The sequence below is a fragment of the Streptomyces sp. Q6 genome, from assembly GCF_036967205.1.
In the GTDB taxonomy this organism is placed as follows: domain Bacteria; phylum Actinomycetota; class Actinomycetes; order Streptomycetales; family Streptomycetaceae; genus Streptomyces; species Streptomyces citrinus.
Window position 1 is genome coordinate 4,140,846 of record NZ_CP146022.1, and the last position, 18,272, is coordinate 4,159,117.

At 71.6% G+C, this 18,272-nt stretch carries 21 protein-coding genes and 1 tRNA gene; 17 read left to right on the top strand and 5 right to left on the bottom strand.

What is annotated here, in order from left to right; genetic code table 11:
- The first annotated feature begins 128 nt into the window (after positions 1-128).
- Positions 129-890 carry a sulfite exporter TauE/SafE family protein gene (locus tag V2W30_RS19350; protein WP_338698202.1) on the top strand — a complete coding sequence of 254 codons (762 nt, stop codon included), beginning with the start codon at positions 129-131 and terminating at the stop codon, positions 888-890.
- Between the two features lie 6 nt (positions 891-896).
- Here the strand turns inward: V2W30_RS19350 and V2W30_RS19355 are convergent, their stop codons facing one another.
- On the bottom strand, positions 897-3,545 hold the full coding sequence (locus tag V2W30_RS19355) for a GNAT family N-acetyltransferase (protein WP_338698203.1): 2,649 nt from the start codon (positions 3,543-3,545) through the stop codon (positions 897-899).
- 105 nt (positions 3,546-3,650) lie between these two features.
- Between V2W30_RS19355 and V2W30_RS19360 the strand changes: the two genes are divergently transcribed.
- The 3 genes from V2W30_RS19360 (at position 3,651) to V2W30_RS19370 (ending at position 4,948) form a co-directional block, all read left to right on the top strand.
- On the top strand, positions 3,651-4,268 hold the full coding sequence (locus V2W30_RS19360) for an HhH-GPD-type base excision DNA repair protein (RefSeq protein WP_338698204.1): 618 nt from the start codon (positions 3,651-3,653) through the stop codon (positions 4,266-4,268).
- Between the two features lie 155 nt (positions 4,269-4,423).
- Entirely contained in the window at positions 4,424-4,759 is a 336-nt protein-coding gene (locus V2W30_RS19365) for a hypothetical protein (RefSeq protein ID WP_338698205.1), read from the top strand.
- Between the two features lie 51 nt (positions 4,760-4,810).
- Entirely contained in the window at positions 4,811-4,948 is a 138-nt protein-coding gene (locus V2W30_RS19370; RefSeq protein WP_338698206.1) for a hypothetical protein, read from the top strand.
- 116 nt (positions 4,949-5,064) lie between these two features.
- Here the strand turns inward: V2W30_RS19370 and V2W30_RS19375 are convergent, their stop codons facing one another.
- The gene (locus tag V2W30_RS19375) at positions 5,065-6,840 is read right to left on the bottom strand and encodes a helicase HerA-like domain-containing protein (RefSeq protein WP_338698207.1); all 1,776 of its coding nucleotides are present in this window, start codon (positions 6,838-6,840) and stop codon (positions 5,065-5,067) included.
- 121 nt (positions 6,841-6,961) lie between these two features.
- Here V2W30_RS19375 and V2W30_RS19380 point away from each other — a divergent pair, with 121 nt between their 5' ends.
- Both V2W30_RS19380 and V2W30_RS19385 read left to right on the top strand, forming a co-directional pair.
- On the top strand, positions 6,962-7,258 hold the full coding sequence (locus V2W30_RS19380; protein WP_003955420.1) for a type II toxin-antitoxin system VapB family antitoxin: 297 nt from the start codon (positions 6,962-6,964) through the stop codon (positions 7,256-7,258).
- Between the two features lie 101 nt (positions 7,259-7,359).
- Entirely contained in the window at positions 7,360-8,016 is a 657-nt protein-coding gene (locus tag V2W30_RS19385) for a LytR C-terminal domain-containing protein (RefSeq protein WP_338698208.1), read from the top strand.
- A 103-nt stretch (positions 8,017-8,119) separates the two neighbouring features.
- Here the strand turns inward: V2W30_RS19385 and upp are convergent, their stop codons facing one another.
- Complete coding sequence (upp, locus tag V2W30_RS19390) at positions 8,120-8,755, bottom strand: uracil phosphoribosyltransferase (RefSeq protein WP_255977784.1); 636 nt, start codon at positions 8,753-8,755, stop codon at positions 8,120-8,122.
- 116 nt (positions 8,756-8,871) lie between these two features.
- Here upp and V2W30_RS19395 point away from each other — a divergent pair, with 116 nt between their 5' ends.
- From V2W30_RS19395 to V2W30_RS19430, 8 genes are all read left to right on the top strand, one after another.
- Entirely contained in the window at positions 8,872-9,081 is a 210-nt protein-coding gene (locus V2W30_RS19395) for a hypothetical protein (protein WP_338698209.1), read from the top strand.
- 206 nt (positions 9,082-9,287) lie between these two features.
- On the top strand, positions 9,288-9,845 hold the full coding sequence (locus V2W30_RS19400; protein WP_338698210.1) for a hypothetical protein: 558 nt from the start codon (positions 9,288-9,290) through the stop codon (positions 9,843-9,845).
- Between the two features lie 24 nt (positions 9,846-9,869).
- On the top strand, positions 9,870-10,469 hold the full coding sequence (locus V2W30_RS19405) for a nucleoside deaminase (protein WP_425244565.1): 600 nt from the start codon (positions 9,870-9,872) through the stop codon (positions 10,467-10,469).
- 10 nt (positions 10,470-10,479) lie between these two features.
- Positions 10,480-10,564, top strand: a tRNA-Ser gene (locus V2W30_RS19410).
- A 467-nt stretch (positions 10,565-11,031) separates the two neighbouring features.
- On the top strand, positions 11,032-11,238 hold the full coding sequence (locus tag V2W30_RS19415) for a hypothetical protein (protein ID WP_338698211.1): 207 nt from the start codon (positions 11,032-11,034) through the stop codon (positions 11,236-11,238).
- A gap of 37 nt (positions 11,239-11,275) precedes the next feature.
- Positions 11,276-11,569, top strand: coding sequence for a Dabb family protein (locus tag V2W30_RS19420; RefSeq protein ID WP_338698212.1), 294 nt, complete (start codon positions 11,276-11,278; stop codon positions 11,567-11,569).
- Between the two features lie 240 nt (positions 11,570-11,809).
- Positions 11,810-12,706, top strand: a complete 897-nt coding sequence (locus V2W30_RS19425) for an RNA polymerase sigma factor SigF (protein WP_425244566.1) — start codon at positions 11,810-11,812, stop codon at positions 12,704-12,706.
- Between the two features lie 246 nt (positions 12,707-12,952).
- Complete coding sequence (locus tag V2W30_RS19430) at positions 12,953-13,843, top strand: RNA polymerase sigma factor SigF (protein ID WP_338698214.1); 891 nt, start codon at positions 12,953-12,955, stop codon at positions 13,841-13,843.
- Between the two features lie 292 nt (positions 13,844-14,135).
- On the opposite strand, the gene V2W30_RS19435 is transcribed toward V2W30_RS19430, so the two are convergent.
- Complete coding sequence (locus V2W30_RS19435; protein WP_338698217.1) at positions 14,136-14,393, bottom strand: hypothetical protein; 258 nt, start codon at positions 14,391-14,393, stop codon at positions 14,136-14,138.
- A gap of 52 nt (positions 14,394-14,445) precedes the next feature.
- Between V2W30_RS19435 and V2W30_RS19440 the strand changes: the two genes are divergently transcribed.
- Positions 14,446-14,736 carry a hypothetical protein gene (locus tag V2W30_RS19440; protein ID WP_338698219.1) on the top strand — a complete coding sequence of 97 codons (291 nt, stop codon included), beginning with the start codon at positions 14,446-14,448 and terminating at the stop codon, positions 14,734-14,736.
- A 17-nt stretch (positions 14,737-14,753) separates the two neighbouring features.
- On the opposite strand, the gene V2W30_RS19445 is transcribed toward V2W30_RS19440, so the two are convergent.
- Positions 14,754-14,966, bottom strand: a complete 213-nt coding sequence (locus tag V2W30_RS19445) for a hypothetical protein (protein WP_338698221.1) — start codon at positions 14,964-14,966, stop codon at positions 14,754-14,756.
- A 194-nt stretch (positions 14,967-15,160) separates the two neighbouring features.
- Here V2W30_RS19445 and V2W30_RS19450 point away from each other — a divergent pair, with 194 nt between their 5' ends.
- Together V2W30_RS19450 and V2W30_RS19455 are read left to right on the top strand one after the other, a co-directional pair.
- Positions 15,161-15,616 carry a MarR family winged helix-turn-helix transcriptional regulator gene (locus V2W30_RS19450; protein ID WP_338698223.1) on the top strand — a complete coding sequence of 152 codons (456 nt, stop codon included), beginning with the start codon at positions 15,161-15,163 and terminating at the stop codon, positions 15,614-15,616.
- A gap of 65 nt (positions 15,617-15,681) precedes the next feature.
- Complete coding sequence (locus tag V2W30_RS19455) at positions 15,682-18,213, top strand: MFS transporter (RefSeq protein WP_338698225.1); 2,532 nt, start codon at positions 15,682-15,684, stop codon at positions 18,211-18,213.
- Positions 18,214-18,272: the final 59 nt, after the last annotated feature.

Genomic DNA, 18,272 nt, shown 5'->3' on the forward strand with positions numbered 1-18,272 from the left:
CCCTAGGATTGACTTGGGTGGAACACCCGGCGCACGATCTCTGACGGGACGGCCCAGGGCGGCAACCCGCCGCGGAGGTCGCGAACTCCGCGCGGGTGCCGACCCGTTGACGTGAGCGGAGCGCACTTGTGGACGCAGTCGAAGCGGTGGCGATCGGTGCCGCCGGAGTCGCCGCGGGCGGGATCAACGCGGTCGTCGGATCCGGCACCCTGATCACGTTCCCGACGCTGCTCGCCTTCGGGTACCCGCCGGTCCTCGCCAACGCCTCCAACAACATCGGCCTGGTGCCGGGCGTGCTCAGCGCCACGTACGGCTACCGCCGCGAACTCAAGGGCCAGCGGCGGCGGTTGATCCGGTTCGGCGCGGCCTCGCTGCTCGGCGGCCTGGCCGGGGCGCTGCTCCTGCTCAACCTGCCGGACTCCGCGTTCCGGGCGGTCGTGCCGGTCCTGATCCTCACCGCGTGCGTGCTCGTGCTGCTCCAGCCGCGCCTGAACCGCTGGATGAAGTCGCGGTCCGGCGCGGGCTCCCGTACCGACGGCGGCGTGCCGATGTGGCTCGGCGTCCTCGGCACCGGCGTCTACGGCGGCTACTTCGGGGCGGCCCAGGGCGTGCTGCTCATGGGCATGTTCGGTGCGGTGCTCCGCGACGACCTCCAGCGCCTGAACGCCGCCAAGAACGTCCTCGCGTCCCTGGTCAACGGCGTCGCCGCGGTCGTCTTCATCGCCGTCGCCGACGTCGACTGGGCGGTCGCCGCGCTCATCGCGGCCGGCTCCACGGCGGGCGGCCTGATCGGCGCGCGCCTCGGCCGCAAGCTGTCGCCGGTCGCGATGCGAGGCGTCATCGTGACGGTCGGCGTGACGGCTTCCGCGCTTCTGATCGCCCGTACGTGAGGCTACCTAGCGTGTGTAGAAGGCCAGTTGCGCTCGCTTCGCCGGGAGGTGGACCTCCGGCAGGTTCACCTCCGGCAGCACGATCTCCCCGGCCGACTCGAACCCGGTCCGGGCGAACAGCGCGATCGCCTTCGCGTTGCGCGCGTCCGGCTCCGCCACCAGCCGCTGACGGCCGAGCTCGTCGAGCGCGTATCCGGTCAGTACGTCGACCAGCGCGCCGGTGAACCCGCGCACCCCGCCGCTCTCCTCGGCCGGACCCACGAGCAGGTGGACGCCGACGTCGCCGTCCCGCACCTCGTAGCACTCGCTGACCCGGTCGGCCTCGGGCTCGTACGTCTGGAAGAGCGCGACCGGGCGGCCGTCGAGGCGGACGAGGTAGGCGTGGTGCGTGTCGAGCGTGGCCATGTGCGCGTAGATGTCGCGTACGTCGTCGCACCCGATCTCCGTCATGCCCCAGAACGCGGCCCGCTCCTCGCGCACCCACGCGTACAGGACGTCGATGTCGGCGCCGGCCGGGTCGACGGGCGTGAGACGGAAGGTGCCGAAGCCGTCGACCCGCTTCTCGTACACGTCGGTCAGATCGGGTGCGGGCGTGGCGTCGGTCATGGGGGTCTCCTCGGTCAGGTGGGCGAAGTCGGTGACGAGCGGGACGAGTTCGCCGCGCAGCCACAGCGGCAGCTGGTCGCGGTGGTGCGCGGACCCCGGCACCCCGGACGCGCCGAACGGCACGATCCAGCGGCTGTTCTCCCGGCGCGCCAGGTCCCAGACGTAGCGGGCGGCGGGGCCGCGCGCGGCCCGGTCGCTGAGGCCGGGCACGCTCGACGTGGACAGCACGCAGTCGTGGTCGCCGTCGAGCGCGGGCCAGTCGGCGTCCGGATCGTGCAGCGCCTGCCAGGGCGCGAGCCGGTGCAGCTCGCCCCAGGTCGTCCCGGGCTCGCCGGCCGTGGCCTCCGCGGTCTCCTCGACCGCTTCCCGCACGGCCGACAGGCGGTCCGCGTACGGGATGTGATGGGCCATCAGGAGATTCTCCAGGCCGTACGCGACCCTCGGCACCAGCGCGAGCCAGGGCCGGAAGATCTCCGGGTACGCGGGCATGAGCCCGGTCAGCGGCGCCAGCGCGGGGTGGGCGGCGAGGCGCCGCACGACGGCGGACCTGACCCGCGCGTACGTGGCGGCGCGCACGCTGCCCGCGGCCATCCGCCGGTCCCAGTGGAGGAGCGACGCGCGCAGCTCGGCCGCCTCGGCGGACAGCCCGTCGAGCCGCTCGACCAGCTCCAACAAGGGCGTTGCGGAGGCGAGTTCGGTGTCCGTGTGGATGTCCGCCATGGTGTCGGCGTCCCAGGTCGCGCGCTCGCCGAGCAGCGCGGCGATGCGCCGGGCCCGGTGCGGGGGCGCGAACTCGGCGCCCAGCGGCGCCGCCAGTGAGCGTTCGTTGGCCATGACGGCGACCCCGCCCGCGACGTCGGCGCGCGGCAGCGGCTCGTACCGCCCCCGCCACGCGTACCGCTCCTCCCACGCGGGGACCACCCGCACTCTGTTCTCGGGGTCGCGCACGGGGACGGTGCCGGCGACCCGGTGCAGCAGGCCGCCCTCGGTGTCGGCGGCGAGGACCACGTTGACCGGCTCGGCCCAGCCGTCGAAGGCGCGGTCGACGTCGGCGACGGTCCTGGCGTGCAGGAGCGCGCGCATCGCCGCGAACCCCAGGTTCTCGTAGACACGGGCGGGCTGCCGCAGGCTGACGGCCTCCTCGTCGTCGGGGCCGCCGATGACGACGACGCCCCGCTCGGTCTCGACGACCTCGACGCCGTCGTCGTCATGCACCTGCGCGGCGTACCACCCGCCGGGTCCGAACGCCTCGACGCCGCCGTCGCCGGTACGCCGCAGCCGCTCCCGGTACAGGTCCTGGTAGTCGGCCATGGCGTTGGTGATGGCCCAGGCGACCCCGCCCGCGTGCCCGAAGTGACCGATGCCGGGCACTCCCGGCACGGCGAGTCCGGCGACGTCGAACTCCGGGCAGGACAGGCGCAGTTGCTGGTACACGCCCGGGTCCTCGATGAACCGGTGCGGGTCCCCGGCGATCAGCGCGGCGCCGCCGGCGCCGCGCGCCCCGTCGACCAGCCAGCCGTTGCTGCCCGAGGTGCCGGGCCCGTCGGTGGCGAACAGCTCCACGGCGTCGGGCCCGAGCCGCCGCACGACCTCGTCGCGCCACAGCTTCCCCGGGAACCCGGCGAACAGCACGTGCGTCGACAGCCACACCCCGAGCGGCGTCCACGCCTCCCACCGGCCGGGCGCGAGGCCGGTCCGCCCGAACTCCGGTGCGCGGGCGGCGCCGTGGGCGAGCCCGCCGTTGACTCCGTCGACGTAGGCGGCCACCCAGGCCCGCGTGGGCTCGTCCAGCGCCGCGTAGCACCGGCGCGCGGTGTCGGCGAGCCGTGCCTGCCGGGCGAACCGGTCCCAGCCGGCCGCCTCGTCGCCGAGGAACGCGGCACTGGTGCCGAGCATCCGGTGCCGCTCCACCTCCAGCTGCCAGGCCCGGTCGAGGGCGGTCACGTGCCCCTGGGCGTACGCGAGCGCCGCCGCGTCCCCCGCGCGCAGGTGCGGGATCCCCCACGCGTCACGGAACAGCTCGAAGTCCGGTGCACCACCGACGGTCACGGTTCCCCCACCTCACATCCACAATTTCTTAGGGGAGCCTAACCTAAGCCGCATCGCGTCCTCCGGGCGGTAGCGCCCTCCGGGCGGCGGCGCGATCATCGACGTATGAGCAGCGCGAAGACTCCCCACCGCACCCTCCACCTCGCCCAGGACCCCGCCGCCGACGAGCTCCTCGGCCGCAGTCCGCTCGCCGCACTCGTCGGGATGCTGCTCGACCAGCAGGTGCCCATGGAGTGGGCGTTCGCGGGGCCGCGCACGATCGCCACGCGCCTGGACGCCGACGACCTCGACGCCCACGAGATCGCCGCCCAGGACCCCGAGACCTTCGCCGCGCTGCTCTCCGCGAAGCCGGCCGTGCACCGCTACCCCGGCTCGATGGCCAAGCGCGTCCAGCAGCTGTGCCAGTACCTGGTCGAGCACTACGACGGCGACGCGGCCGCCGTGTGGGACGGCGTCGGCACCGGCGACGAACTCCTGCGGCGCCTCAACGACCTGCCCGGCTTCGGCAAGCAGAAGGCCCAGATCTTCCTCGCCCTGCTCGGCAAGCAGCTCGGGGTGCGCCCCCAGGGCTGGCGCGAGGCGGCGGGCGCGTACGGCGAGGCGAAGGCGTTCCGCTCGGTCGCGGACATCACCGGCCCGGAGTCCCTCGCGAAGGTCCGCGCGCACAAGCAGGAGATGAAGGCCGCGGCGAAGGCGGCGAAGGCCGCCGGCACGACCTCCTAGCGTCACGAGAGGGCGTCACGAGAGGGCGTCCTGGGCCCTCCGGTGGCCGCGGCCCCGGGCCCCCGCGTCAGCGCAGCGCCGTCCGCGTAGCCCAAGAGGGCGGATCTGGCGGCGCGGAGCACGTCAGGGGCCCGGCCGGGGGACACATGACGTGCATGAGCGCCGTCACGTCCACCGCCGCCCCGGGCCGCCGCGCCCTGGCGTGGGCGCGTGCGCTCCTGACGGTCGCCGTGCTGCTCCTGGCCCCGCTCGCCGCGGCCCCGGCCGACGCGAGCGCCCCGCCGCCGGCCACGGCCTCCTGCGAACCCGGCGAGCTCCACCAGGACACCGCCGAGGCCGCCCTGCGACTGCCCACCGGCCACCCCACCCGGCTGCCCACGACCCCGCGCGTCGCGCCGGGTCCGACCCCGGCCCCGCTCGTCCCGGCCACCACCGACCACCTCGTCCGCCCCTCCCACCGCGTCCTGCGCACCGTCGTCCTGCGCTGCTGAGGCCCCCGGCACCGACCGGACCACCCCTCAAGCACCGAAAGGACGCTCCCCATGCCCAAGGACCCGTACGCCCTGCTCCGCGCCCTCCTGCGCGCGGAGGCGGCCCGCGACGCCCGCACCCAGCAGCGCCCGCGGCCGCTCCGCGACGACCGCACGCCGACGGCTCCGCCGGAGAAGGACGCGCGCTGATGTGCGGCCGGCCGGCAGCCCGTGCGGGGTGCCGGCCGGCTCGGGCCCGATCGCGCTCGGGCCGCGGGGCTCGGACCCGGGCCCCGCTGCTCCGTCGCCGCAGGGGCCTGCGCCGCTCAGCGGCGCCGCGTACCGAAGATCGACCGGGAGATCTCCCGCCCCAGCTGCGTCCCCACGGACCGCGCCAGGGACTTGAAGATCCCGCTCCCCACCACCTGGTCCACGACCGACGCGTCCTGCGCCGGACGCCCCCGCCCCGCCGCCTTCCGCGCCTTCTCCGCGGCGATGGCCTCCGCCTCGGCCTGCTTGCGAGCCTCGGTCTGCGCCTCCTGGGCCGTGAGCTTCTCGTACGCCGACTCCCGGTCCACGGCGTCCGCGTACCGCGAGTACAGGAGCGATCCCTTCACCGCCGCGTCCAGTGCCCCCGCCTCCACCGGCCCCATCAGCGACTCCGGCGCCCGCAGCCGCGTCGCCGCCACGGGCGTCGGCGCGCCCTTCTCGCTCAGCACGGTGATCACGGCCTCGCCGGTGCCGAGCGAGGTGAGCAGCTCCTCCAGGTCGTACGCCGAGTTCGGGAAGGTCTTCACGGTCGCCTTCAGCGCCTTCTGGTCGTCGGGCGTGAAGGCGCGCAGCGCGTGCTGGACGCGGTTGCCGAGCTGCGCGAGCACGTCGCCGGGCACGTCCTTCGGCGTCTGCGTCACGAAGAAGACCCCGACGCCCTTCGACCGGATCAGCCGCACGGTCTGCGTGATGGCCTCCAGGAACGCCTTCGACGCACCGTTGAACAGCAGATGCGCCTCGTCGAAGAAGAAGACCAGCTTCGGCTTCTCCACGTCCCCGACCTCGGGCAGCCGCTGGAACAGATCGGCGAGCAGCCACATCAGGAACGTCGAGAACAGCTGCGGCTTGTCCTGGACCCCCGGCAGCTCCAGTACGGACACCAGCCCGCGGCCGTCGGGCGCCGCCCGCAGCAGCTCGCTCGTGTCGAACTCCGGCTCCCCGAAGAAGTCGCCCATGCCCTGCGCCTCGAAGGACGTCAGCGCCCGCAGGATCACCCCGGCCGTCACCGTCGACAGACCGCCGATCCCCTTCAGCTCCGGCTTGCCCTCGTCGGACGTCAGGAACGTGACGACCGCCCGCAGGTCCTTCAGGTCGACGAGCTCCAGGCCCTTCTGGTCCGCGTAATGGAAGATCAGCCCCAGCGACTGCTCCTGGGTCTGGTTCAGCTGAAGCACCTTCGACAGCAGAACGGGGCCGAAACTCGTGATGGTCGCCCGCAGCGGGATGCCGCCGCCGGCCGCCCCCAGCGCGTAGAACTCGCAGGGGAATCCGGTGGCCGACCACTCCTGGCCGACCTGCCCGGCCCGCTCCCGCACCTTCGCGCCGTCCTCGCCGGGCGCCGAGATCCCGGACACGTCGCCCTTGATGTCGGCCAGGAACACGGGCACGCCCTGCGCGGACAACTGCTCGGCGATGAGTTGCAGCGTCTTCGTCTTGCCGGTGCCGGTGGCGCCGGCGACCAGCCCGTGCCGGTTGAGCATGGGCAGCGGGATGCGGATCTGCGCGTCCGCGTGGCACCGCCCGTCCCACAGCAGGGCACCGAGGTCGAGCGCCGGGCCGGTGAACGCGTACCCGGCGGCGATCTCCAGCGCCTCGGCGGACAGCGCGGGGGCCCCGGTCACGGCCTCGGGGTGCGGCGCGGCGGCCTGGTCCGGATCGGCGGCGGCGGGCGGCGGGTCCTCGGGGGCGGCGACCGCGGTCGCCGGAGCGCTCGGCGGCACGAACCGGCCGCGGGGCCGCTCCGCCCCCGGCGTCAACGCGGCGCCTCGCCGTACCCCGGACGAGACCTCCCCGCTCTCCGGCCCGCCCGCGATCGGCTCGCTGTCACTCATTTCAGGCCCCTGTCCCCGGCTTGAGTGTTCCCATTACGCCCCATTTCAGGGCGGTATTTCCCAGGGTTGCACTCCGTCTTCATGGCTGCGCCCGGAGAGCCTTGCCCGGTAGGCTTTCCGTGTGATCTTCAAGCGCATCGGAAACGGCCGGCCGTACCCCGACCACGGCCGGGAAAGCACCCGGCAGTGGGCGGACGTCGCGCCGCGCCCGGTCCGCCTCGATCAGTTGGTGACGACCAAGGGGCAGCTCGACCTGGAGACCCTGCTCGCCGAGGACTCGACGTTCTACGGCGACCTCTTCGCGCACGTCGTGAAGTGGCAGGGCGACCTGTACCTGGAGGACGGACTGCACCGCGCGGTCCGCGCCGCGCTCCAGCAGCGCCAGGTGCTGCACGCCCGCGTCCTCGAGCTGGGCTGACGCCACCCGCCGCTGTCCGCATTGGCCCTTTCGGGTTGGACTGGGCGACTGCCCGTGATCATTTAATAGGCATCGTCGCCGAGCCGCACTACGCTGCGCCCATGAGCATGCTCACTCCCCCCGGCATGGGCGGCAAATACCGCATCACGGGAGACAAATACCCCCGTATGCGGCGAGGTCGTCCGCGCAGCAGGATCGTGCTCGCCGTCGTGGCGTCCGTCGCCGCGATCGGCCTGATCAGCTGGGGCACGCTCCAGCTCGTCCACGTCTTCACCGGCGGCGACAAGGCCAGCGCGGCGGGCCCGGGCCCCGCGCACTGCACCACGTCGCCGAGCGCGTCGCCGTCCGCCGCCAGGGCCGCCGATCCCAAGAAGCTCCCCGCCCCGGCCCAGATCACGGTGAACGTCTTCAACGCCACGCCCCGCAGCGGCCTGGCCAAGGAGACCGCCGACGAGCTGAAGAAGCGCGGCTTCAAGATCGGCGATGTGGGGAACGCCACGAAGGCGTACGACAAGAAGGTCAAGGGCACCGGGATACTGCTGGGCGCGACGAAGGCGACGGACGCGGCGCTGCCCGTCCTCGGCACGCAGCTGACCGGCGCCGAGCTCAAGGCGGACACCCGGGACAAGCTCACCGAGGTCGACCTGATCCTCGGCACGCAGTTCAAGAACCTGACGCCCAAGGCGGACGCTGACAAGGCCCTGACGGCCCTGACCCATCCGAAGCCGGCGCCGTCCTCCTCGCCGAGCTGCGCCTAGGACCCGACAGCGCCGAGGAACCGGCACACGACGGACGTGAAAAGGCCGCGGCCGCGACTGCTCAGGAACACCCCGAGCAGTCGCGGCCGCGGCCTTCGCGTGGCTATTCGGCGGCGCCGTACATCCGGTCGCCCGCGTCACCGAGGCCGGGGACGATGTAGCCGTTCTCGTTGAGCCGCTCGTCGACCGACGCGGTCACGACGGTCACCGGGGTGCCCGCCAGCTCGCGCTCCATGATCTCGACGCCCTCGGGGGCGGCGAGCAGGACCACGGCCGTGACGTCGTCCGCGCCGCGCTTGATCAGCTCCTGGATGGCCGCGACGAGCGTGCCGCCCGTGGCGAGCATCGGGTCGAGGACGTAGACCTGGCGGCCGGAGAGGTCGTCCGGCATGCGGGTCGCGTACGTGGAGGCCTGGAGCGTCTCCTCGTTGCGGACCATGCCGAGGAAGCCGACCTCGGCGGTCGGGAGCAGCCGCACCATGCCGTCGAGCATGCCGAGACCGGCGCGCAGGATCGGCACCACCAGCGGACGCGGGTACGACAGCTTCACGCCGGTCGTCGCCGTCACCGGGGTCTCGATGTCGACCTGCTCGGTGCGCACGTCCCGGGTCGCCTCGTAGGCGAGCAGGGTGACCAGCTCGTCGGCGAGGCGCCGGAAGGTCGGGGAGTCGGTGCGCTTGTCGCGCAGCGTGGTGAGTTTGTGCGCCACCAGCGGGTGGTCGACGACGTGAATCCGCATGTCCTCAACAGTAACCGGGCCCCACCACCCCGGCTCCCGCTCGCATCAAAGGCCCGCGCGGAGGGAAAGTGGAAGGAACCTGTCGGCCGAGGGGACCTGGGGTGGTGGTGTGGCTCATGCCGGACCAACAGCGCCGAGAACAGCCCGACCGGGATCCGGGATCCGCGGATCATGAGGCGGAGACGGACGCCGAACGCAGGCGCCGCCGCGCCCTGTTCCTGCGCGAACTCACCGAAGCCCGCGAGCTGCGCGCCCGCGTCCAGCCGCGGCGCGCGCGGGCCGCACGGATGCGTCAGCAGATGCGGATGCGCACCTTTCGCTGGTGACACACCGGTGACGTGCGGGTGACGCGCCTCACACCAGACACGGGCTGTGAGGACGCGACGCCAACACAGCGCACGGAAGACCTCTCCTGAAGGCGTAGTTTCTGCCACGATTCCGAGTGGGCGGGGCTTGAACTGCGCCGCCCGCATCCAAGACTCCGCCGGGGGGACCTCCAACCGGCACACCTGAGACCAGTGGGAGAGTCACGGTGTACTTCGCCGCACTGCTCGCGCGCACCGAAGACGGGTGGGAAGCGAGCGACACAGAGCTCGACGACGTGGAGACCCTGTCGGACCTGTCCGACCTGGCCCGCGAGGCGGCGGCCGAGGCCGGCGCCGAGGACGACACGATCCTCATCTTCATCGAACAGGAGGACGCGTGGTTCGGCGTCGTCCGCGTGGACGGCGAGGACGACCCTCGCATCTACGTCTCGGACGCCGCGGCAGCAGCCCGCAGCAGTTACGGCGAGATCCTGCTCACCGACGAGCTGCTCGGCAAGGATCCGGTGGGCGCCGACGAACTCGACGCCCTGGACCTGGACGGCACCGAGGACGGTGAACCGGAGGACTCGACCGAGGCGGAAGCCGACGACGAGGCCGTCGTCACCGGCGCCGACGCGGTCCCCTCGGGCCCGCTCGGCGACACCGTGATCCTCGTCGACCTGGGCGTCTCCGAGAAGGAGTTGCTCGCCCTCGACGGGGCGGACGCGCTGAGCGAGATCGCCGACGCGCTGGGTGCCGCGGAGGTGCTCGAAACGGTGCGCTGACCGCCCGGAGATAGATTCCAGGCCGTGACACCCCCCGAACCCGATCCCACTCCCGCCCCCGATCCCGTTCCCGATCACGAGTCCGTACGTGATCTCGTACGGGATCCCTGGAAGCCGTCCGTGCGGCGGGCCCTGGCCGAGGCCGGGCTCGCCGCGCAGGCCGGCGACGTGCCCGTCGGCGCCGTGGTCCTGGCGCCGGACGGGACCACCGTGCTCGCCACCGCGCACAACGAACGCGAGCTGACCGGCGACCCCACCGCCCACGCCGAGATCCTGGCGATCCGCCGGGCCGCCGAGGCCCTGCACGCCGCCTCCGGCGACGACGACGGCACCGACGGGCGCCGGGCGGGCTCCTGGCGGCTGACCGGCTGCACGCTCGTCGTGACCCTGGAGCCGTGCACCATGTGCGCGGGCGCGATCGTCCAGTCCCGCCTCGACCGTGTCGTCTACGGCGCCCGCGACGAGAAGGCCGGCGCCGCCGGATCCCTGTGGGACGTGATCCGCGACCGGCGGCTCAACCACCGCCCCGAAGTGATCTCCGGAGTGCTCGCCGAGGAGTGCGCGCGACCCTTGACCCGCTTCTTCAGAGAAACGGATTTCAGACCACGGCCATCTTTGGGCTAGAGTTCCTCTCGGTAGCGTGTCCGAGCGGCCGAAGGAGCTCGCCTCGAAAGCGAGTGTGGGGAAACTCACCGAGGGTTCAAATCCCTCCGCTACCGCTGACAACGCCCCTCTTCCACGGGTCTCCCGAGGAAGAGGGGCGTTCTGCATGTCCAGTTGCGTTCCGCGTGCCCAGTCGCGTTCCGCATGCCCGGTCCAGCGGCGGCCCGTCCACGCGTACGCAAGGAGCCCCGGCGCCTGACCAGAGGCGCCGGGGCTCGTCTCCCACTTGGACGGGGGAAGCGGCATCGGGGGGACAAGCCGCTTCCCCCGATGAGGACGGACTCCCGTAAGCCCGCGCCGCTCCTTGGGGGGAAGCCGCGGCGCGAACCCCGCAGTCGGGGTCTCGTCCCTGCCCTTCGGATTCCTGCCAGACCCTCCGGGCTCACCACTAATGCTGCGCCCCTCCCGCCCCGCCCCGGAGCCGCAAAAGACCTGTCCTCGGGGGCCGTTGGTCCTTAAAGGTCAGGTGAGAGATCGCCCGGGATAGACTCGCGCCCGGCAACAGGGGCCACACGGGGAACAGATGTGGGCAGAAGCGGGCACGGGGAGGCCGAACGTGGTGCAGACGAAGAAGATCGCGCTCTACGTCGGGATCGTGTTCGTGCTCTATGTGGTCATCACCGACCCCGCCAAGGCCGCCGACTACGTCCAGATAGGGTTCGAGGGCGTCTCGACCGCCGCTCAGTCCATCGGCGACTTCATGACCTGGGTCGTCAACGGCGGCGAGTAGGCACCCAGCCCCAGCAGCCCCCCGGGAGAGCACAGCCGTGATCCGCCATCTGGTCCTCTTCAAGCTCAACGACGGTGTGAGCCGCGACGAACCGCGCGTCGTCGAGGGCGTGGCCGCCTTCCGCGCGCTGGGCGGGCAGATCCCGGAGCTGACGTTCTGGGAGTGCGACTGGAACATCACCGACCGCCCCATCGCGTACGACTTCGCGATCAACTCGGCGGTCGAGGACACCGATGCGCTGAAGCGGTACATCGAGCACCCCGCACACCAGGCGGGCGTAGCGCTGTGGCGCGAGTTCGCCACGTGGGTCATCGCCGACTACGCGTTCTGAGTCGGCCGCGCGCGCCCCTCAGCCGCGCGTTCCGCGCCTCCGTCCCGTCCGGGCCGGCCGCTCGATCGAGGTACCACCGAACAGCCCTTCGCCGGGAACGGCGAGGGGCTGTTCCACGTCTTCTGCCCCAACTTGCCCTTCAACACGTAGTTATGCGGTGCTTGCACACAGTGCACATGTCTTGTGATGCTATGACCGCTTTTGACCGATGAGTTGACGGAAACAGAGGTGGCGTTGACCGTGCCGGCCAGTACTGCGCCTCAAGCCCCGCAGGCCCCGCAAGCCCCCCAGGTTCCCGAGGCCGCACAGGCTCCCCAGGACGCACAGCCCCAGCAGGCCGCACAGGCCGCACAGGCCGCACCCGCGAAGTCGACCCGGGGCGCGGACACCCGGGCCCTCACCCAGGTGCTCTTCGGGCAGCTCAAGAACCTGCTGCCGGGCACCCCGGAGCACTCCCGGGTGCGCGGCGCCCTGATCGAGGCGAACCTGCCGCTCGTGCGCTACGCGGCGGCCCGCTTCCGCAGCCGCAACGAGCCGATGGAGGACGTCGTCCAGGTCGGCACGATCGGCCTGATCAACGCCATCGACCGGTTCGACCCGGACCGCGGCGTGCAGTTCCCGACCTTCGCGATGCCGACCGTCGTCGGCGAGATCAAGCGCTACTTCCGGGACAACGTCCGCACGGTGCACGTCCCGCGCCGCCTGCACGAGCTGTGGGTGCAGGTGAACGCCGCCGGCGAGGACCTCACCACGGCCTTCGGCCGCTCGCCCACGACGGCGGAGATCGCCGAGCGGCTGCGCATCGGCGAGGACGAGGTGCTCGCCTGCATCGAGGCGGGCCGCTCGTACCACGCGACGTCGCTGGAGGCCGCGCAGGAGGGCGACGGGATGCCGGGCCTGCTCGACCGGCTCGGCTACGAGGACCCGGAGCTCGACGGGGTCGAACACCGCGACCTCGTACGGCATCTGCTCGTCCAGCTGCCCGAGCGGGAGCAGCGGATCCTGCTGCTCAGGTACTACAGCAACCTGACGCAGTCGCAGATCAGCGCCGAACTCGGTGTCTCACAGATGCATGTGTCAAGGCTCCTCGCCCGCAGCTTCGCGCGACTTCGATCCGCAAATAGGATCGACGCGTAGCTGAATCGGGTAGACCGACCACGGGGCAATTTCCCGACAGAAACGCGGCCAACTCCGGCCACACCCCCTGTTAACTGCGCGTTTTCACCCCTTCCATGTCGACATGTCACTACAGCGTGTTGCCGACATGTGACATTCTGCTGGAAGCGCGTTTGGCGCAGCCCCACGTCCGGTATTCAGGTGGAGGCTGCGCTCCTACCTGACGGGAGCGTCCGCCGCGACCGTCCGCGACCTCAAGGGGGTGGCATGTCCGCAGACCAGGGCAGCTCGAAGGTGCTCACGCTCACGCCCGACACGCCTGTTCCTGTTCCGGCCCAGGCCCTGGCTCCGGCCCCGGAGGCCCCGAGGACGTCCGGCGCGTCCGGGACATCCGGGCCCATCGACACCCGCACCCTGTCCCGCTCCCTGTTCCTGCGCCTTGCCGCGCTCGACGAGCACAGCCCCGAGCGGGCCTATGTGCGCGACACCCTCATCGAGTTGAACCTGCCGCTGGTGCGGTACGCGGCGGCCCGCTTCCGCAGCCGCAACGAACCGATGGAGGACATCGTCCAGGTCGGCACGATCGGCCTGATCAAGGCGATCGACCGGTTCGACTGCGAGCGCGGGGTCGAGTTCCCGACGTTCGCGATGCCGACCGTGGTCGGCGAGATCAAGCGGTTCTTCCGTGACACGTCCTGGTCGGTGCGGGTGCCGCGCCGCCTCCAGGAGCTGCGGCTGGCCCTGACGAAGGCGAGCGACGAGCTCGCGCAGAAGCTGGACCGCTCGCCGACCGTCCCCGAACTCGCCGCGGTCCTCGGCGTATCGGAGGAGGACGTCGTCGACGGCCTCGCGGTGGGGAACGCCTACACGGCGTCGTCCCTGGACTCCCCCGCCCCCGAGGACGACGGCGGCGAGGGCTCCCTCGCGGACCGTCTCGGGTACGAGGACACCGCGCTGGAGGGCGTCGAGTACCGCGAGTCGCTCAAGCCGCTGCTCGCCAAGCTGCCGCCGCGCGAGCGCCGGATCATCATGCTGCGGTTCTTCGCGAACATGACGCAGTCGCAGATCGGCGAGGAGGTCGGCATCTCCCAGATGCACGTCTCCCGGCTGCTCACCCGGACGCTGGCCCAGCTGCGCGAGGGTCTGATCGCGGACTGACGCTGCCGCACACTCCTGGGGCCCGCGGGGCGGATTCGCCGCGCGGGCTTCCTAATTGACGGACCGTCAGACACACTGGCGCGATGCTACGGACGTGGGTGCGCGGGCGCCGCGGGGTCGCTGTGGGCGGTGCCTCGGTAGTGGTGGTGTGTCTCGGTGCGGCCGGTGTGGTCGCGCTCGACGGAGGCGACGCACGGGAGAGCTACGTGGCCGTCGGCGCCGCCGGCGGCACGCCCACGGAACCGGGGAGCGGGGTCGCGCCGACCGGCGAGGTCACGCTCGTACCGCTGGATCAGCCCGGTGCGGGGCGCTCCGGGGAGCGGCGGGGCTCCGGGGATGGAGATCCTTCGTCACCGTCGTCCGCCTCGTCCGCTTCGTCGCCGGACACGTCGGGCTCGTCGGACGCGGCAGACTCTTCAGGGGCATCCGGCACGTCCGGCGGCTCGTCCTCGTCATCGGACTCGTCCCGGCCGTCCGGATCGTCGGGGTCGTCCGGCTCCCGCGGACCGTCGTCGTCGGCGACGCGGCCGGGGAGCGGGACGGGAAGCAAGTCGCCCAGTACGCCGGGGAGTTCGGCCCCGGCCGGGCCCGCCGCCCTCGCAGTGAGCGAGCCCGTCCTCAAGGACGCCGATCAGCGCTGGTGCCAGAACGTGACGCTGAGACTGGTCAACTCCGGTGGCACCGCCGTGCGTTCGGGCACCGTCACGTTCCGGACGCACGTCATCGGCGCACTGGGCGTCGACTGGGCGACGGTCGTGACCACCCAGAAGCTTCCCGTGCCCATCGGCGCCGGGGAGAAGAAGGAGAAGACGTGGACCGTGTGCGTCGACTCCTGGCGCGTACCGCTCGGCATGCACGTCGAGACACGGGACGTCGACGTCCAGTGGGGCTGAGTCCTGCGGGCTGACGCCTACTTGAGCGCCAGCCACGCCACTGCGGCCACCACGACGATCGCGACGACGATGCCGATGATCAGGCCCGCGCCGGGTCCGGACTTCACCGGAGCCGCCTGCGCGCGCGGGGTGGGGGTGCCGCCCTCGTCGACGAAGGCGCGGAACATCTGGGTGCTGCCCGCGGGGTCGTAGTTGCCTTCGGGGCCCGGGCCCTGGGGGTTGTGTGCCATGGCCCAGGACCCTAGCGAATCCCCGGCACAGGCGCCACAGCCAGCACATAACCCCCTTGAGCTGCGGCTTTACCCCTTCACACCTTGCCTTTGCCGTGTTTTTAGGCTTGAACGCCCCTTTTAGTTTGCCTGCGGCAACCAACTGATTCTATGGTTGCCCTAAGCAACAAATAAGGTCCACGTCAGGAGGTGCTGTGGCCGGACAGCGTCATTACGACGACTTGGCACGACAGCTCAGCGCCTTCGGCGCCGTCAAAAGAGACATGGCGCGGATCCTGCCGCACGACTGCCCGGCCGGATCGGCCGCGGTGCTCACCCTTCTCAAGCGGTACGGCGACATGCGCATGGGCAAGCTCGCCGAGCTGCTCGCCGTCGACATGTCGGTGGCCAGCCGACACGTCGCCCATGTCGCGGACCGTGGCTGGATCGAGCGGAACGCCGATCCCTCCGACAAGCGCTCACGCATCCTGACCCTCACCGACGAGGGACACCGGCAACTGGAGCTGCTCAACCAGCTCACCACCCAGTTGCTGGCCGACCGGCTGAGCGACTGGTCGGACGACGAGGTGAACCAGCTGATCGCCCTCATGACCAGGCTGCGCGACAGCTTCGGCGACTGCCGGGCCACCGCCACGCGTACCCCCGCTTGAGCCACAGACCGTTCATGCACGCACACCTGCTCAAGCCGCAACAGACGTAAGAGAAAAGGATTCCCATGGCAACATCCACACCGGCCGGTGTGCGGGGCAGCCATGCCAAGCATTCAGGCGGCGCTCCCGACTCCGGCGCGCCGATGACGCACCGGCAGATCATGGAGGCGCTGTCCGGGCTGCTGCTCGGCATGTTCGCCGCCATCATCTCGTCGACGATCGTCTCCAACGCCCTGCCGAAGATCATCGGTGACCTCGGCGGCGGACAGTCGGCCTACACCTGGGTCGTCACCGCGTCGCTGCTCGCCATGACGGCCACCACGCCCCTGTGGGGCAAGATGGCCGACCTGTTCAGCAAGAAGGCCCTGGTCCAGATAGCCCTCGTCGTGTACGTGGTCGGATCGGTGATCGCCGGGTTCTCGCAGAACCCCGCGATGCTGATCTCCGCGCGTGCCATCCAGGGCATCGGCGCCGGCGGTCTGTCCGCCCTGGCGCAGATCATCATGGCCGCGATGATCTCCCCGCGTGAGCGCGGCCGTTACTCCGGCTACCTCGGTGCGACGTTCGCCGTCGCCACCGTCGGCGGCCCGCTGCTCGGCGGCGTGATCACCGACACCGACTGGCTCGGCTGGCGCTACTGCCTCTTCGTCGGTGTGCCCTTCGCGCTCATCGCGCTGATCGTGCTCCAGAAGACGCTGCACCTGCCGGTGACCAAGCGGAAGGTGAAGGTCGACTGGGCCGGCGCCTTCTTCATCACCGCCGCGGTCTGCCTGCTCCTGATCTGGGTCACCTTCGCCGACGACAAGTACGACTGGATGTCGTGGCAGACCGGTGTCATGGTCGGCGGCGCGGTCGTGCTCACGCTGATCTTCCTGCTCGTCGAGTCCAAGGCCAGCGAGCCGATCATCCCGCTGCGTCTGTTCCGGAACCGCACGATCACGCTCGCCTCGATCGCCTCCCTGTTCGTCGGTGTCGCGATGTTCGCGGGCACCGTGTACTTCTCGCAGTACTTCCAGCTGGCGCGCGACAAGACGCCGACGATGTCGGGTGTCATGACGATCCCGATGATCGCCGGTCTGTTCGTCTCGTCGACCGTCTCCGGCCAGGTCATCACCAAGACCGGCAAGTGGAAGGCCTGGCTGGTCGCGGGCGGTGTCTTCCTGACCGCGGGTCTGGGGCTGCTCGGCACCATGCGGTACGACACCCCGTACTGGCGCCTCGCGATCTTCATGGCGCTGATGGGTCTCGGCGTCGGCATGATGATGCAGAACCTCGTGCTGAGCACGCAGAACCAGGTCGCGCCGAAGGACCTCGGTTCCGCCTCGTCCGTCGTGACCTTCTTCCGGTCCCTCGGTGGCGCGGTCGGCGTCTCGGCGCTCGGCTCGGTCATGACCACGCGTATCTCGCACTACGCGAAGGACACCATCGGCACGCTCGACCCGCAGTCGCAGGCCGCCGCGGCGAAGGCCGCGGGCGGTGGCTCGCTGCCGGTCATGGACGCCCTTCCGGCCCCCGTCCGCACGTGGCTGGAGAGCGCGTACGGGCACGGCATCGGCGACATCTTCCTGTACGTGGCCCCGGTCGCGTTCCTCGCGCTGATCGTCACGCTCTTCATCAAGGAGGTTCCGCTGCGTACGTCCGGTGCTCTGGAGCAGGCCGCGAACGGTGAGAGCGCGGCCCCGGCCGCCCCCGTGGCCGCCGCCGCTCCCGTCGTCGACACGGAGAAGGTGCCGAGCCTGGTCGGTGCGGGCGAGCCCGCCGCCGACCAGCAGACGCAGCGGCTCGCGGCGGTCGCGTCCGTCGCGGGGTCCGACATCCCGGCGCAGGTCGCCGGGGGCGGCACCCCGGTGCACGGCTTCGTCCGCGGCGCCGAGTCCGCTCCCGTACCGCGCGCCGCGGTCACGCTGATCTCCCTCGGGGGACGGCAGCTGGGCCGCGCGGTCGCCCAGGGCGACGGCGCGTACGCGATCGACGCCCCCGGCACCGGCTCGTACGTCCTGATCGCCTCGGCGGACGGCTACCAGCCGCAGGCCTCCACGGTGGTCGTCGGCGAGGACCCGGTCACGTACGACATCCTGCTCAGCGGGACGAGCGGGCTCAGCGGTGTCGTGAGGGCCGCGGAGACCAAGGCTCCGGTCGTCGGCGCCATGGTGATCGTGACGGACGTGCGCGGTGACGTGCTCGCCACCGGGCTCTCCGGCGAGGAGGGCGAGTTCACCTTCGCCGAGCTGGTGCCCGGTCAGGTCACGGTGGCCGTGAACGCCGCCGGACACCGTCCGCTGGCGCTGCCCGTCGAGGTCGGCGGCACGGGTGTCACCCGCGTCGAGATCGACCTCAACTCCGGCTCCCAGGTGCAGGGCACCGTGCGCGCCGCGGGCAAGAGCCTGAACGACGCGCGGGTCACGCTGATCGACGCCGCGGGCAACGTGGTCGCGACCTCCACCACCGGTGAGGACGGCGCGTACGCCTTCACCGACCTGGACGGCGGCGACTACACGGTCATCGCGACCGGATACCCGCCGGTGGCCACGCACCTCAGCGTGCAGGGCAGCGGCGTGGACGGCCACGACATCGAACTCGCCCACCCGGGCGAGTAGTCGAGACCCCGGACCGGGTGAGGTACGCGGCTCCCGCTTCGAGCGGAGACGGGAGCCGC

What these genes read in the sequence shown, in the direction of transcription:
- V2W30_RS19360 (WP_338698204.1), top strand. Translation starts at nt 3,651, where the DNA reads ATGAGCAGCGCGAAGACTCCCCACCGCACCCTCCACCTCGCCCAGGAC.
- V2W30_RS19395 (WP_338698209.1), top strand. Translation starts at nt 8,872, where the DNA reads ATGCCGGACCAACAGCGCCGAGAACAGCCCGACCGGGATCCGGGATCC.
- V2W30_RS19385 (WP_338698208.1), top strand. Translation starts at nt 7,360, where the DNA reads ATGAGCATGCTCACTCCCCCCGGCATGGGCGGCAAATACCGCATCACG.
- V2W30_RS19445 (WP_338698221.1), bottom strand. Translation starts at nt 14,966, where the DNA reads ATGGCACACAACCCCCAGGGCCCGGGCCCCGAAGGCAACTACGACCCC.
- V2W30_RS19365 (WP_338698205.1), top strand. Translation starts at nt 4,424, where the DNA reads ATGAGCGCCGTCACGTCCACCGCCGCCCCGGGCCGCCGCGCCCTGGCG.
- V2W30_RS19430 (WP_338698214.1), top strand. Translation starts at nt 12,953, where the DNA reads ATGTCCGCAGACCAGGGCAGCTCGAAGGTGCTCACGCTCACGCCCGAC.
- upp (WP_255977784.1), bottom strand. Translation starts at nt 8,755, where the DNA reads ATGCGGATTCACGTCGTCGACCACCCGCTGGTGGCGCACAAACTCACC.
- V2W30_RS19455 (WP_338698225.1), top strand. Translation starts at nt 15,682, where the DNA reads ATGGCAACATCCACACCGGCCGGTGTGCGGGGCAGCCATGCCAAGCAT.
- V2W30_RS19370 (WP_338698206.1), top strand. Translation starts at nt 4,811, where the DNA reads ATGCCCAAGGACCCGTACGCCCTGCTCCGCGCCCTCCTGCGCGCGGAG.
- V2W30_RS19415 (WP_338698211.1), top strand. Translation starts at nt 11,032, where the DNA reads ATGTGGGCAGAAGCGGGCACGGGGAGGCCGAACGTGGTGCAGACGAAG.
- V2W30_RS19375 (WP_338698207.1), bottom strand. Translation starts at nt 6,840, where the DNA reads ATGAGTGACAGCGAGCCGATCGCGGGCGGGCCGGAGAGCGGGGAGGTC.